16 protein-coding genes and 1 pseudogene are annotated in these 14,117 nt (G+C 57.3%); 7 read left to right on the top strand and 10 right to left on the bottom strand.

Features of this window, described 5'->3' with window-relative positions:
* Positions 1-41 precede the first annotated feature (41 nt).
* The 7 genes and pseudogenes from napF (at position 42) to napC (ending at position 5,988) form a co-directional block, all read left to right on the top strand.
* Entirely contained in the window at positions 42-578 is a 537-nt protein-coding gene (gene napF / locus H4F65_RS04415) for a ferredoxin-type protein NapF (RefSeq protein WP_010276521.1), read from the top strand.
* On the top strand, positions 575-895 hold the full coding sequence (gene napD, locus H4F65_RS04420) for a chaperone NapD (protein ID WP_010276518.1): 321 nt from the start codon (positions 575-577) through the stop codon (positions 893-895). The genes napF and napD overlap by 4 nt, the downstream gene beginning before the upstream one ends.
* Positions 892-3,380, top strand: a pseudogene (napA, locus tag H4F65_RS04425) (nitrate reductase catalytic subunit NapA). The gene napD and the pseudogene napA overlap by 4 nt, the downstream one beginning before the upstream one ends.
* Positions 3,381-3,385: 5 nt before the next feature.
* Positions 3,386-4,078, top strand: a complete 693-nt coding sequence (gene napG, locus H4F65_RS04430) for a ferredoxin-type protein NapG (protein WP_010276511.1) — start codon at positions 3,386-3,388, stop codon at positions 4,076-4,078.
* Entirely contained in the window at positions 4,065-4,928 is an 864-nt protein-coding gene (gene napH / locus H4F65_RS04435; RefSeq protein WP_010276509.1) for a quinol dehydrogenase ferredoxin subunit NapH, read from the top strand. Before napG ends, napH begins: the two co-directional genes overlap by 14 nt.
* On the top strand, positions 4,925-5,377 hold the full coding sequence (napB, locus tag H4F65_RS04440; RefSeq protein WP_039319802.1) for a nitrate reductase cytochrome c-type subunit: 453 nt from the start codon (positions 4,925-4,927) through the stop codon (positions 5,375-5,377). The genes napH and napB overlap by 4 nt, the downstream gene beginning before the upstream one ends.
* A gap of 8 nt (positions 5,378-5,385) precedes the next feature.
* Positions 5,386-5,988 (top strand): cytochrome c-type protein NapC, encoded by a 603-nt coding sequence (gene napC, locus H4F65_RS04445; RefSeq protein ID WP_010276503.1) that lies wholly within the window; start codon positions 5,386-5,388, stop codon positions 5,986-5,988.
* A gap of 485 nt (positions 5,989-6,473) precedes the next feature.
* Here the strand turns inward: napC and ccmI are convergent, their stop codons facing one another.
* The 10 genes from ccmI to nrfG form a co-directional block, all read right to left on the bottom strand.
* On the bottom strand, positions 6,474-7,343 hold the full coding sequence (gene ccmI / locus H4F65_RS04450) for a c-type cytochrome biogenesis protein CcmI (RefSeq protein ID WP_010276499.1): 870 nt from the start codon (positions 7,341-7,343) through the stop codon (positions 6,474-6,476).
* Positions 7,340-7,798, bottom strand: a complete 459-nt coding sequence (locus H4F65_RS04455; protein WP_010276495.1) for a cytochrome c-type biogenesis protein — start codon at positions 7,796-7,798, stop codon at positions 7,340-7,342. The genes ccmI and H4F65_RS04455 overlap by 4 nt, the downstream gene beginning before the upstream one ends.
* Positions 7,795-8,352: a DsbE family thiol:disulfide interchange protein gene (locus tag H4F65_RS04460; protein ID WP_010276491.1), complete on the bottom strand. Its 558-nt coding sequence runs from the start codon at positions 8,350-8,352 to the stop codon at positions 7,795-7,797. Before H4F65_RS04460 ends, H4F65_RS04455 begins: the two co-directional genes overlap by 4 nt.
* Entirely contained in the window at positions 8,349-10,304 is a 1,956-nt protein-coding gene (locus tag H4F65_RS04465) for a heme lyase CcmF/NrfE family subunit (protein WP_010276488.1), read from the bottom strand. The genes H4F65_RS04460 and H4F65_RS04465 overlap by 4 nt, the downstream gene beginning before the upstream one ends.
* Positions 10,301-10,783, bottom strand: a complete 483-nt coding sequence (gene ccmE / locus H4F65_RS04470) for a cytochrome c maturation protein CcmE (RefSeq protein ID WP_010276484.1) — start codon at positions 10,781-10,783, stop codon at positions 10,301-10,303. Before ccmE ends, H4F65_RS04465 begins: the two co-directional genes overlap by 4 nt.
* Positions 10,780-11,001, bottom strand: coding sequence for a heme exporter protein CcmD (gene ccmD, locus H4F65_RS04475; RefSeq protein WP_010276482.1), 222 nt, complete (start codon positions 10,999-11,001; stop codon positions 10,780-10,782). The genes ccmE and ccmD overlap by 4 nt, the downstream gene beginning before the upstream one ends.
* Complete coding sequence (locus H4F65_RS04480; RefSeq protein WP_010276478.1) at positions 10,998-11,738, bottom strand: heme ABC transporter permease; 741 nt, start codon at positions 11,736-11,738, stop codon at positions 10,998-11,000. The genes ccmD and H4F65_RS04480 overlap by 4 nt, the downstream gene beginning before the upstream one ends.
* 68 nt (positions 11,739-11,806) lie before the next feature.
* Complete coding sequence (gene ccmB / locus H4F65_RS04485) at positions 11,807-12,463, bottom strand: heme exporter protein CcmB (RefSeq protein ID WP_010276475.1); 657 nt, start codon at positions 12,461-12,463, stop codon at positions 11,807-11,809.
* The gene (gene ccmA / locus H4F65_RS04490; RefSeq protein ID WP_010276471.1) at positions 12,451-13,083 is read right to left on the bottom strand and encodes a cytochrome c biogenesis heme-transporting ATPase CcmA; all 633 of its coding nucleotides are present in this window, start codon (positions 13,081-13,083) and stop codon (positions 12,451-12,453) included. Before ccmA ends, ccmB begins: the two co-directional genes overlap by 13 nt.
* A gap of 190 nt (positions 13,084-13,273) precedes the next feature.
* Positions 13,274-14,086, bottom strand: coding sequence for a heme lyase NrfEFG subunit NrfG (nrfG, locus tag H4F65_RS04495; protein WP_420850625.1), 813 nt, complete (start codon positions 14,084-14,086; stop codon positions 13,274-13,276).
* Between the last annotated feature and the right edge of the window lie 31 nt (positions 14,087-14,117).

The following is a 14,117-nucleotide window of genomic DNA, read 5'->3' on the forward strand; positions in this document are numbered from 1 at the left end:
TTTATTGGATATTTCATTGCGTGCCAGAGCGAAAAACAGTCATGACTAACCTCTCCCGGCGCTCCCTACTGACTGGTGGCCTACAGCGGGCAGATAACGCGTTGCGTCCGCCGTGGAGCGGTGCAGAAAGCCAGTTCCTGAGCCAGTGCACGCGCTGCAACGTCTGCGTAGATGCCTGCGGTTCGGGGATTATCCAGCGTGGTTCGGGCGGTTTTCCCACCATCGATTTTCAGCGCGGCGAATGCACGTTCTGCTACGACTGCGCACGTGCCTGTCCACAAGCGCTATTCGCGGAGAGTCACACCACGCCGTGGGAATACCACCTGACGATTCAGGATGCCTGTTTATCGCTGCATCAGGTGGAATGCCGCAGCTGTCAGGATGCATGTGAAACAGGCGCGATACGATTCCGCCCCACTATTGGGCGCGTTGCCGCACCGTCCATCGACAACGACGCCTGTACCACCTGTGGCGCATGCATTTCCGGGTGCCCTATCGGTGCCATGTCGATGAAAAAAATCACCGCGGGATATCACACCGCGCCAGCGCGTCTCCCGACGCAACAGGAAAACCGATGAGCACAGTCTGGCATGTTTGCAGTGTAGTGGTTCACGTCAACACGGCGCAGATGGCGGCCGTTGGCGAGGCGTTAGCGACGCTGCCCAATGTAGAAGTGGGTGCCAGCGATAGCGATACCGGAAAAATGGTCGTGGTGCTGGAGTCAGACTCAGAAGACACGCTGTTAAAACAAATAGCGTCAATGCGCGAGCTTACAGGCGTACTGGCAGTTTTGCTGGTTTATCACCAGCTTGATGAACCGTCTTGTGATGAACAATCTTTTGCTTTCGATGAACAACCTCTTGATCAACAAGCTCAGGGTGAGGAAATACCATGAAACTCAGTCGACGACACTTTATGAAGGCGAACGCGGTCGCAGCGGCAGCCGCGGTCGCAGGCATCACCATACCCACCGCGGTTCGTGCCGTGACCGAACAGTCCGATGCTATCCACTGGGATAAAGCGCCTTGCCGCTTCTGTGGCGTAGGGTGCGGTGTGCTGGTGGGAACGCAAAATGGCCGCATCGTCGCCAGTCAGGGCGATCCCGAAGCGCCGGTTAACCGCGGATTAAACTGCATCAAGGGCTATTTCCTACCAAAAATCATGTACGGGCAGGATCGCGTGACCCAGCCTTTGCTGCGTATGCGTGACGGAAAATTCGATAAAGAAGGCGAATTTACTCCGATCTCCTGGGATCAGGCGTTTGACATCATGGCGGAGAAATTCAAAACCGCCCTGAAGGAAAAAGGCCCGAACGCGATAGGAATGTTTGGCTCTGGGCAATCGACGATTTGGGAAGGCTATGCCGCCGCCAAACTGTTCAAAGCGGGCTTCCGTTCCAACAATATTGACCCCAACGCACGCCACTGTATGGCATCAGCGGTTGTCGGCTTTATGCGTACCTTTGGTATGGATGAGCCGATGGGCTGCTACGACGACATCGAGCAGACCGATGCGTTTGTGCTGTGGGGCTCCAACATGGCGGAGATGCACCCAATTCTCTGGTCGCGCATCACCGACCGCCGCCTGTCGAACAGCAATGTTACGGTCGCCGTGCTTTCCACTTATCAGCACCGCAGTTTTGAGCTGGCGGATAACGGCATGGTGTTTACGCCACAAACCGATCTGGCCATTCTCAATTACATCGCCAACTACATTATCCAAAACAATGCGGTGAACGAGGCTTTCTTTACCCGCCACGTAAACCTGCGCCGAGGCGTGACCGATATCGGCTACGGCCTGCGTCCGACACACCCGCTGGAAAAAGCGGCGAAGAATCCGGGTTCCGATGCGTCTGAGCCGATGAGTTTTGAAGAATACAAAGCCTTTGTCGCCGACTATACGCTGGAAAAAACGGTCGCGATCAGCGGCGTTCCCGCCGACCAGTTGGAAGCGCTGGCAAAACTCTACGCCGATCCGAAGAAGAAAGTGATCTCCTACTGGACGATGGGCTTTAACCAGCACACGCGCGGCGTCTGGGCGAACAATCTGGTTTATAACATCCACCTGCTGACGGGCAAGATCTCTCAGCCGGGCTGCGGGCCATTCTCATTAACCGGTCAGCCTTCTGCCTGCGGCACCGCGCGTGAAGTCGGCACTTTCGCCCACCGCCTGCCTGCGGACATGGTCGTCACTAACGAGAAACACCGCGCGATTGCAGAAAAACTGTGGCAGCTACCGACAGGCACAATTCCTGAAAAGATCGGTTTGCACGCCGTCGCACAAGATCGGGCGCTAAAAGACGGCACGCTGAATGCCTATTGGGTGATGTGTAACAACAACATGCAGGCCGGCCCGAACATCAATCAGGAGCGTATGCCAGGCTGGCGCGATCCTCGTAACTTCATCGTCGTATCCGACCCCTACCCGACGATCAGCGCATTGTCCGCTGACCTGATTTTGCCTACCGCGATGTGGGTGGAAAAAGAAGGCGCCTACGGCAACGCCGAGCGTCGGACGCAGTTTTGGCGTCAGCAGGTTAAAGCACCGGGCGAATCAAAATCGGATCTGTGGCAGGTGGTGAGCTTTGCCAAGCGCTTCGCCATCGAGGAAGTATGGCCGGAAGAACTTCTGGCACAGAAACCCGGCTATCGCGGTAAGACGCTCTACGACGTGCTGTTTGCGAACGATGTCACCACGCGTTTCCCGCTCAGTGAATTAGCGGAAAATCAGCTGAACGACGAATCTCGCGACTTCGGTTTTTACCTGCAAAAAGGCCTGTTTGAAGAATACGCCGCGTTTGGCCGTGGGCATGGTCACGACCTGGCACCGTTCGATGACTACCACAAGGCTCGTGGGCTACGCTGGCCGGTGGTCAACGGTAAAGAAACGCAGTGGCGCTACAGCGAAGGGTACGATCCTTACGTCAAAGCGGGAGAAGCCTACCGTTTTTACGGCAAACCGGATGGCAAGGCGGTGATTTTCGCACTGCCGTACGAGCCTGCCGCCGAAGCGCCGGACGACGAATACGATCTCTGGCTCTCCACCGGTCGTGTTCTGGAGCACTGGCACACTGGCAGCATGACGCGTCGCGTACCGGAACTGCATCGCGCTTTCCCAGAAGCGGTGCTGTTTATGCACCCGCAGGATGCTAAAGCGCGCGATCTGCGTCGCGGTGAGAAAGTCCGCATTATCTCGCGCCGTGGTGAAGTCGTCTCGATTGTTGAGACACGCGGCCGCAATAAGCCACCGCGCGCGGTCTGGTGTATATGCCGTTCTTCGACGCTGCGCAGATGACTAACGTCCTGACGCTGGATGCGACCGATCCGCTGTCGAAAGAAACGGACTTTAAGAAATGTGCCGTCAAGCTGGCTAAGGTGTAACGCGCATGGCACGCCCGGAGAATTCATCACCCGCTCGCCGTCGCTTTCTGCGTGACGCCGTCCGTGCCGTTGCTGGCTTATCAGCAGCGGTGACGGTTCTCGGCATTCAGCAGCGGCGCGCTCAGGCCGACGAACTCCGGCTGCGGCCACCGGGTGCGCTGTCTGAGGCAGCGTTTTCCGGTGCTTGCATACGCTGTGGCCAATGTGTTCAGGCCTGTCCGTACGACACGCTGAAGCTGGCAACGCTGGTTTCCGGTTCCGCAGCCGGTAGCCCTTACTTTGTCGCACGCGATATCCCGTGCGAGATGTGTGAGGACATTCCCTGCGTGGTCGCCTGCCCCAGCGGAGCGTTACAGCCACTGGACGCTATTGATGACGCCCGCATGGGATTAGCGGTGCTGTTAGATCAGGAAAACTGCCTGAACTATCAGGGGCTGCGTTGCGATGTCTGCTATCGCGTCTGTCCTCTCATCGATAGCGCCATCACGCTGGAGCCAGAGCGCAATACCCGCACCGGAAAACATGCCCGTTTTCTGCCTACCGTGCATAGCGATGTCTGTACTGGCTGCGGCAAATGTGAAAAAGCCTGCGTGCTGGAACAGCCAGCGATCAAGGTCTTACCGCGCGCGCTGGCAAAAGGCGAACTCGGACATCACTACCGTTTCAGTTGGCTGGAGGCACGCGATGGCAAATCGTAAGCAGGACGCCGGACGAGAAGCCCGAGCGAAAAAAGGCTGGTGGCGCAGTCACCGCTGGCTGGTCTTACGCCGCCTGACCCAGTCTCTGGTGCTGCTCATGTTCCTCAGCGGTCCGCTCTTCGGATTTTGGATCCTGCACGGTAACTACAGCGCCAGCCGCTTGCTCGACACCGTGCCGCTCAGCGATCCGCTGATGGTGCTGCAAAGTCTGGCTAGCGGCCATCTGCCCGCCACGCTCGCGCTGGTCGGTGCGCTGATTATCGCACTGAGCTATGCGTTGGCAGGCAAGCGTCTGTTCTGTAGCTGGGTCTGCCCAGTTAATCCGCTCACTGATTTAGCCGCCTGGCTACGTCGTCGTTTCGGCATCACTGCCTCGGCGACGATCCCCCGCAATCTGCGCTATCTGCTGCTGATCCTCATTCTGGCAGGAAGTGCGCTGACGGGCGGGCTGCTGTGGGAATGGGTCAACCCGGTTTCACTGATGGGTCGCGGGCTGATTTTCGGGTTTGGTGCAGGTATCTGGCTGCTGCTGGCGCTATTTCTGTTTGATTTGTGGGTCGTGGAGCACGGCTGGTGCGGACACCTTTGTCCAACCGGCGCGCTGTATGGCGCGCTTGGCGGTAAAGGCGCGCTGGCTGTGGATGCCACTGAGCGTGAACGCTGTACGCGTTGTATGGACTGCTTTCATGTCTGTCCAGAGCCACAGGTGCTGCGCGCCCCCTTGCTCGATAAACACAGTCCGGCACAGGTTACTGACCGAGACTGCATAACATGCGGACGCTGTATTGATGTCTGCGCTGAAGACGTTTTTAAAATAACCCTTAGATGGAAATCGGGAGCAAAGTCATGAAAAGCCTGAGAATGGGATGGTTTCGCTGGATCACCGCCCTGGCGATAATGGGCAGTACAATAATAGGTAGTGCAATCGCTACTGCACAGGTCGATTTAAGCCAATCGCCAGAAGTCGCCGCGACACAGCCGGGAAATAGCCGGATGCCGAAGCAGCAGGAGCGTATGGCGCTCAACTATGTCAACCAGCCACCGATGATCCCGCATAGCGTGGATGGCTATCAGGTCACCCCGACCTTTAACCGTTGCCTACAGTGTCACGGCGTCGAGAGCTATCGTTCCACCAGCGCCCCTCGCGTCAGCCCGACCCATTTTGTCGACAGAGACGGCAAGGTGCTGAGCAATGTCGCCCCTGCGCGCCATTTCTGTCTGCAGTGCCACGTGCCGCAGGCGGACAGCTCGCCGATTACCGGCAACACGTTCGCCCCTTCTAAAGGCTTTGGACAGTGAGGTTTGCTATGAAACAACCAGGAAAAGTGGGACGGTTGTTGCGCCAGCTGTGGCAATGGTGGCGTCGCCCGAGTCGGCTGGCGCTGGGAACGTTGCTCATTATCGGCTTCGCGGGCGGTATTTTCTTTCTGGCGACATCCCAGAAAGGCATGGAAATGAGCAACAGCGAGGCGTTCTGCATCAGCTGTCATGAAATGCGCAATACCGTTTATCAGGAATATATGGAAACCGCGCACTACAGCAACCGCAGCGGCGTGCGCGCCACCTGCCCGGATTGTCACGTTCCGCATGAGTTTGTGCCGAAAATGGTGCGTAAGATTCAGGCCAGTAAAGAGCTGTACGGCAAAATCATGGGTACGATTGATACGCCACAAAAATTTGAAGCACACCGGCTGACGATGGCGCAGAGCGAATGGCGGCGCATGAAAAATAACAATTCTCAGGAATGCCGCAACTGTCACAACTTTGACTACATGGACTTCTCAGGGCAAAAAACCGTCGCGGCAGAGAAACACAGCGAAGCGATAAAACTCGGTCAAACCTGTATCGACTGCCACAAAGGCATCGCCCACAAACTGCCGGACATGCACGGCGTCAAAAGCGGGTTATAACCCGCCCCTTCGTAACACTCGGGACGGCATATGCCGTCCTATCGTTGCTGACACAGTCCGTCGAGCGGGAGTAACGTATTCTTGTAAGTACCGTGAGGGTTTCGTGCGCAGTAAGTAATGTGATTTTCTGCAACTCGCGTCGCATGCGCCCGACGCGGGGCGGCTCAATTGCCGTCGCCCCGCGACCCCTGGCTTTTCGCGGGGAATTACGCCGCTTCGCGGTGCCCTTCGGCGCTCGTATCCGCTGATCGGACCGCCTGCGACGTGCTCCCGGCACGGCGCAGACTTTCGCGGCGTCCATGCCGCTCATCCGGCGGCCACGCTCACCTCAGCGCAATTCTTTACGCTCGAAGTCTTCACTGCAACAGTTGCAGAGAATTACCCTGCTTATTGCGCACGAAACCTTCACCGTAACAACAGAAACAAGAAACAACAAAAGGGCGATATATCGCCCTTATACTATTGATGATGAAGATAAAAAGAATTTACTTCCCCGTGGTTGCCTGTACCGACAGTGACGCTTTCGCCTGCGCGACGCTGCGCTCGATGACCGCACGGCGCGTGTCGTTTTGCGGGAGCAGTTTCAGCATCGTTTGCCAGGCATCAATCGCATCCTGATAGCGCTGGGCTTCATAGGCATTGAAGGCCAACAGGCTCAGCACGCGCACATTGGTCGAGCCGGAATTCATCAGTTCACGCAGCATCTCACCACCGCGCTGGCTATCACGCGGGTCGGTAGATCGCGACAGCAGGTCGGCATAGTCCAGCGCCAGATCCGTGTTTTTCGGATCGAGCTGGAACGCCTTGGAAAACGCCTGTACGGAAATGTTGTAGTTATTCAGCAAGCCCGCAATGCGCCCCAGCATCCACCAGTCTTGTGGATTGTCCGGCTGTGTCTCCAACTGGCTACGTAATCCCAGACCGAGACGCGCGACCTCTTCAATGGTCAGCGGTTCGGCGTCAGGATCCAACGCTCGCTTCATCAGGTCCGGCGTTAACGCCACAACCTGCTGCAACTCCTGAACGCGATTAACCGCAGAGGTCTTCCAGAATACGCAGAGGCTGACGATGACCAGCAGCAACACGCCCGGCAGCAAAACCCAGCTGTTCAACGGACGCTGTTGTGCCTTCGCACCACCGGGAATATCCTGCAACAGCGTATGCTGAAGTTCTTCAACCAGTTGAGCACGCTCCTGCTCATTGGCAACATCCCCATTAAGCTCACGAAGACGGTCGCGATACAGTGCCTGATTGATCGCATCGCGATCGTATTCGCCCCGTGACGACCATGGCGCAAGCAGCAGCGCGGAAAGCGCAATCAGCGATAGCACAATGACGGTTGTCAGTAACATCATTCCGATTTCTCCTCACGTCCCAACAGCGTCCGCAAGCGCTTTTTATCCTGTTCGCTCATCGGTTCTTTGGTGCTTCTGATGCGATGTGCTCGCCGAATAATCATCCATGCGCCCGCTGCCAGAAGCAGCGCAGGCAGCAGCCATAATAGAATGGTAAACGGCGTGATCGGCGGCTCATACGTCACAAAATAACCGTAACGATCCACCATATAATCGACAACCTGCTCTTTCGTTTGCCCTTGTTGCATCAACTCATACACTTTCTGCCGCATATCCGACGCAATCATCGAATTGGAATCGGCAATACTGTTGTTCTGGCATTTCGGGCAGCGCAGCTGCATGGTTAATTCACGAAACTGCTGCTCCTGCGTGTCGTTGTCAAAACGCAAGACTTCGGATGACGCCAGCACGCTGAACGACAGCAGCAGTGCACCAAGGAAACTCAGCACTCTCATGCGCCGCCCTCCTTGCTGTATTTTTCCCACAGCGGTTGCAGCGTTTCTTGCCACACCTGCAGGTTGAGATCGCCCGCATGGCGATAGCGAATGATGCCTTTCCCGTCGATCAGGAAGGTTTCTGGCGCGCCGTACACGCCCAGATCCAGCCCCAGCATGCCGTCGCCATCAAATAAGCTCATCGCATAGGGGTTGCCCAGCGTCTTCAGCCATTCAACCGCTTTGGGGCGTTCATCTTTATAATTCATGCCCACGACGCGAATTCCCTGCGCCGCCAGCGTGTTGAGGAACTGGTGCTCCGCGCGGCACGTCGGGCACCAGGTCGCCCAGACGTTCAGCAGCAGCGGTTTGCCATCACTCAGCTCAGATTGGCTATAAACCTTTCCCGGTTGATCCAGCGATTCCAACCGAAATTCGGGAATCGGTTTACCGATCAGGGCCGACTCCAGCCGCATCGGATCGTCACCGTCGCTGTTGCGCACCAGTTGCCACAGCAAGGCCACGGCCAGCAGTAAAAACAGGACGAGCGGGATTAACAAAATTTTGCGACTCATGATGCTGTCTCCCGAACGGCGCGACGCAGGCGATAGCGAGGATCAAACATGCACAGGATGCCCCCTAACGCCATCAGCCCCCCGCCGTACCAAATCCAGCGGATAAACGGTTTGTAATACAGCCGCACCGCCCAGCTACCGTCATCCAGCTTTTCACCCAAGGCCGCATAGAGATCGCGCGTCACGCCTGCATCAATCGCGGCTTCCGTCATGATCGCGCCGCTGGTGTTATAGAAGCGTTTTTCCGCCTTTAACGTCGCTTCCGGTTTGCCGTTACGCGTGACCTCAATCGTCCCTTTCGCGCTTTGCCAGTTAGGCCCCACGACATCACGCACGCCTTGAAACGTAAAACGGTAATCGTGGATCGCGATGCTGTCGCCAGCCCGCATCCGCACATCCCGCTCAACGCTATAATTCTGACTGAAGGCGATCCCCACCACCGTCACCGCCAGCCCAATATGACCGCACACCATGCCCCACTGGCTCAGTGAGAGCGTGGTCAAACCGCGCAGCAGACCATGACGACGGGTGGAGTTGGTATGCAGCTCGTACACCGTTAAGAAGAACACCCACAGCGCCATCGACAGGCCAACCACCGTCATCGCAACAACGGAATCCTGTAACAGCCACGGCAGCAGCAGCGACAGTGCAGCAGTCACGGCCAGCGCAATCAGCAGCAGCTTACGCAGCTTTTGCGGTTCATCGCGCCGCCAGCGAACCAGCGGCCCCACGCCCAGCAGTAAGGCAAACGGTGCCATTAACAGGGTGAACATGGTGTTGAAGAACGGTGCGCCAATCGAGATACTGCCTAAGCCCAGCTGTTTATGCACCAGCGGCAGCAGCGTTCCCAGCAGCACTACGAGCGTCGCCGCCATCAGGATCAGATTATTGCCGAGCAGGAACGTTTCACGCGACCATAGCGAATTCGTGACCCGCGCCCGTACCCGGTTGCCTTTGATGGCGAATAACAGCAAAGAACCGCCGATAACAATGACCAGAAACGCGAGAATAAACATGCCACGCGCCGGATCAGAGGCAAAGGCGTGCACCGATACCAATACGCCGGACCGCACCAGAAACGTCCCCAGCAGGCAGAGCGAGAATGCACCGATAGCCAGCAGCACTGTCCATGCCTTGAAGCTGCCGCGCTTTTCGGTGACCGATAGCGAATGCAGCAGCGCCGTGCCCACCAGCCACGGCATCAATGACGCATTCTCCACCGGATCCCAGAACCACCAGCCGCCCCAGCCGAGCTCGTAATACGCCCAGCCCGAACCAAGTACGATACCCAACGTCAGGAATGACCACGCCGCCTGTGTCCACGGTCGGGACCAGCGGGCCCATGCGCTGTCCAATCGCTCAGCCAGTAGCGAGGCGACCGCAAACGCAAATGCCACGGAGAACCCGACATAACCCATGTAGAGCAATGGCGGGTGAAAGATTAACCCGACATCCTGCAACAGCGGATTGAGATCGCGCCCGTCAATCGGGTAGTCCGGCAACGTGCGCGTAAAGGGGTTCGACGTCAGAATGATGAACAGCAGGAAGCCGACATTAATCATCCCCATGACGGCCAGCACGCGGGCGACCGCATCCAGCGACATTCCACGGCTGAACACTGCCACGGCGAAAGTCCAGCCGCTCATCAGCAATACCCAGAGCAGTAGCGATCCTTCATGTGCGCCCCACGCTGCCGCCACGCGATACCACACCGGCAGCGCACGGTTGGAGTTGTTGGCTACGTAGAGGACGGTGAAATCATTGATCACCAGCGCATGCACCAACACGAGGAAGGAAGCCAAAATGCATGCAAACAGCGCCCAGGCAAGCGGACGTGCCAGCGCCATCAGACGCGTATCCTGACGCGACGCGCCCCACAGCGGATACACGCTGAGCAACAGCGCGACGCCAAGCGCCAGACAGAGCAGATAATTGCCTACTTCAGGCATCATAACCGTTTGCCCTCTGTGCCCGCCGCCGTTGCATGACCGTTTTGCCCTTCCATCGCCACTTTGATTTCCGGTGGCGTGTAGTTTTCGTCATGTCGGGCAAGCACTTCTTTCGCCATGATGTGATCGTCGGTGTCCAGAATGCCCTGCGCCACAACCCCTTGCCCCTCGCGGAACAAATCCGGCAGCATTCCGTTATAGGTCACCTCCACGGAGCCCTGCGCATCATAAACGGTGAAGCGAACTTCCAGACTTTGGCTGTCGCGACGCACGCTGCCCGGCATCACCATGCCGCCGACGCGCAAGCGCTGCCCGATCGCCGGTTTTTCCTGCGTTTCGTTCTTGCCGTAAAGAATTTCGCTAGGTGTATAAAAGAGATCGATATTTGAGCTCAGCGCATAGAGCGTCAGCGCTACCGTCAACACCGCACCGCAGACGACGGCCAGAATGGCATAGAGGCGAGTTTTACGCGGAGCACTCATTGCGCCACCTCCATCGTTTCCGACTGGCGAGCCGTATTCTTGCGCTGCTCACGCGCCTGCTGGCGACGAATATCACTCAGCAATGCGCGACGATTCAAGAGGGTATGACCGACCAACGCGCTCAGCGGTAACAGCGTTAACACCACGGCAAGCCAGACGTAAAAGGCATAGCCGCCCATCGCAAAGAAATCCTGCCAACTTGTGAAAGCGATGTTCATCGGGCTATTCCTCCTTTATTAAGCAGCGCAGCCACCCAAGGGGCGCGGCGCTGCTGTACCAGTATCAAGTTACGCAACCGCATAAGTGACAACGTCACGAATAAGCTCATAAATCCTAACATCATGATTCGCAGCGGGAGACGCATGGCGGGATCGATCGTTTTCTGCATTTTTGTCGATGCTTGATGCAGGGTATTCCACCACTCGACTGAGAAATGGATGATGGGTAAATTCACCACGCCCACCAGCACCAGAATCGCCGCCGCACGACCGGCAAGACGGCGATCGTCAAACGCGTTGTAGAGCGCGATGATGCCCACGTACAGAAACAGCAGAACGAGTTCCGACGTTAGACGCGCATCCCAAACCCACCAGGTTCCCCACATCGGTTTGCCCCAGGTGGCGCCCGTCGTTAACGCAATAAAGGTAAACACCGCGCCGACCGGTGCCATTGCCGCCACGGCAAGCTCCGCCGTTTTTGACTGCCGAATTATCCCGATCAGCGCAAATATCGCCATCACCGCATAGACGCCCATCGACCACACGGCCGCTGGCACGTGCAGGTACATGATGCGGTACCCTTGCCCTTGCTGATAATCCGCGGGCGCAAATCCAAATCCCAGCAGGCAACCGCCGATCAACAGCGCCGCGCTAAGCAGGGCAAACCAGGGGATAAGCCTGCCGCAAAGGCCATAGAGGCGATCCGGCTGCGTAAGCTGATAGTTCTTTTTCAACATAATCGTGTGCTCACTCTGCGTAAAACTCATCCCAGCGGGACGATGAAGGCGATCCTGAGATCGGAAAATTACTGTATGCTCACCCGCAACGCCGCCGCCGTGGCAAACGGGCTCAGGGTGGCGCTGCCCGCCAGAAAGGCACCGAGGATCGCCAGATACCCGCCCACCGGCAGTTGCATCATGGCGGCCTCGACCGCCGCCGTCGCAAAAATCAACAGCGGTATGGTGAGCGGCAAGACCAGCAGGCTTAACAGCACGCCGCTGCGGCGCAGCCCGACCGTTAATCCCGCGCCAATGGCCCCCAGGAAACTGAGCGTTGGCGTGCAGAGCAACAGCGTGAGCGCCATCACCCGCCAGCCGTGGCTGTCCAACCCAAACAGCAGCGCCGCCAGCGGCGAAAGCAGTAACAGCGGCAGCCCGCTCACCATCCAGTGCACCACCACTTTCGCCAACACCACTAACGGCAGCGGCAACGGCAGCAGCGTCAGCTGTTCCAGTGAACCATCCTGATAGTCATCGCGGAAAAGACGATCCATCCCCAGCAGCGAAGCGAGCAACGCCGCCACCCACACCACGCCGGGGGCCACGCGCATCAATAGCTGCGGCTCTGGCCCAATAGCCAGAGGGAACAAAATGATGACGATCAGGAAGAACCACAGCGGGTTGAGAATTTCCGCGTTATTGCGCAACGCGACGCGCAGTTCTCGGGCAATCAGACGCCGCATGATGGGGTTCCCTCACTCGGCGTAAGCGAGATACAGCGAATGCGCTGAGCGAACGGACGCAGCGGCTGATGGGTGGTTAAAATGATGATGCCGCCGCGCGCAGTATGATGTTCCATACGCTGCGTCAGCATGTCGACGCCCGCTACATCAAGCGCGGTCAGCGGCTCATCCAGAATCCACAGCGGGACGTCGGTAAGCCATAAACGTGCCAGCGCGACGCGTCGCTGTTGCCCTGCCGAAAGACGCGCCACGGGTATGTCTTCATACCCAGCCAGTCCGACTGCGGCTAGCGCCTGCCAAAGTGCATCCTGCTGCTGGTGCGGATAGAAAAAGCGCAGGTTCTCTTCACCGGTCAGGGCGTTCTTGATGCCCGGCTGATGGCCTAGCCACAGAAGCTGCTGATTAAACTGCTCGCGCATACGGTTGATACGTTGCCCTTGCCAGCAGATTTCCCCCGATTCAGGCGTCGCCAGACCGCTTAACATGCGCAACAGCGACGTTTTGCCCACCCCGTTGGCACCGGCAATCTGCACCATTTCTCCCGCGCTGGCCGTAAACGACAACGCGCTGAACAGCACATGCTCATCGCGTATGCAAACCACATCGCGCGCTTCTAACATCGGGGTGTACTCCTACTTTCTTAGTGGCTATAGAATAACATGGCGCCCTTACTCCCCCTCTCGGGGACCCTAACCATAAAGAGTTAATCTTTTTTATTGAGATCAATAAAACCGGTGATTCCGGTTATTCTCGTCATCATGACGGTGTCCAAAGTCGTGCTTGTCCCTCTAATTCAAGGGTTATCGCGCACTATTTCTGGCTGTTCTTCAGCAGCGTTGCCGTGTTGATTGCTTCGATCAACTGGACGCGATTAACCCGTGGGCTGTACGTATCCAGCAAGCGCTGCCAAATCGTAATCGCGCGCGCATAGTCCGCTTTTAGGAACGCATCAGACGCCAGCAGCATCAGCGCCGTCACTTCATTAGCATCCAGCGCCAGCGCTTTATCGACCATCTCTTGCATCGGGGGCGTGACGGCCTGACCCGCCTGGTAATACAGCACCGTTGCCAGCGCCGAATACAGCTCAGCACTGTCGCCCTTCAGCGCAATCGCCTGCCGATAAGCGCGCAGCGCGTTGTCGTAGGCGTTGCGGTAAAGATAATATTCACCCAGCTCAGCCCAGAGGACGCTGTTACCCGGCGTTTTACGAATGTTGTCCTGCAAGGTAACAAGCTGTTTTTCCTGCTGTTGCACGGCGCTAAAATCATGTAGCGGATCGGCAAGCCGCTGGCGTTCCGCCTGAACCAACGCTACACGCGGGCTGAGTATGTAGAACGTCGCACTGCCCAACAGGATAGCGACGATCGCGACCACAACGGCGATGACGGGCTGCGTGCGTGATGCAGAAGAAGATGACGTTAACGGCAGGTCGTGAGACAGTTCGCGCCCCAGCATTCTGGCTTCATGCTCAGAAAGGTGTTTCCCTGCCTGCTCGCACTGGAAATGCCAGATGCGCTCGGCTAAACGCGGTAGCTTGTCATCCCCCTCCGGTTTGCGCAGAGGCAACAGTGGCCATAACAGTCCGGCAGCCAGAAGGACAACCGCGATGGCGACAAGCACCATGCTTAATACATTCAGGTCCAGCAGGTTCACG

The organism is Pectobacterium brasiliense, from assembly GCF_016950255.1.
Taxonomy (GTDB): domain Bacteria; phylum Pseudomonadota; class Gammaproteobacteria; order Enterobacterales; family Enterobacteriaceae; genus Pectobacterium; species Pectobacterium brasiliense.